This is a genomic window from Micromonospora sp. DT227, assembly GCF_049841835.1.
GTDB lineage: Bacteria > Actinomycetota > Actinomycetes > Mycobacteriales > Micromonosporaceae > Micromonospora.
Window position 1 is genome coordinate 1 of sequence record NZ_JBNCLA010000092.1, and the last position, 255, is coordinate 255.

1 protein-coding gene is annotated in these 255 nt (G+C 70.2%); it reads right to left on the bottom strand.

What is annotated here, in order from left to right; translation table 11 throughout:
• Nucleotides 1-243: hypothetical protein (locus ACLQ2W_RS34030; RefSeq protein WP_425792020.1), on the bottom strand; the 243-nt coding region annotated here is incomplete at its 3' end.
• Nucleotides 244-255: the final 12 nt, after the last annotated feature.

A 255-nucleotide genomic window follows, 5' to 3' on the forward strand; every position in this document is an offset into this window, starting at 1 on the left:
CAACACCCGAACATCCCCCACACCAGCCGCCACCGTCTGCGGCCAGAACCGCTGATGCTGAAACGGATAGGTCGGCAGAGCAACCGCGTGGGTCGGGCCGGCGCCCAGCGCCGGAGTCCAGTCGATGGCGACACCGGCGACGTGCAGGGCGGCCATCGAACGCAGCCACCGATCCCGCCCACCGTCGTCACGACGCAGAGTGCCGGCCACCACGAGATCCTCACCGGCCTGCTCCACCGCCATCGCCAACACCGG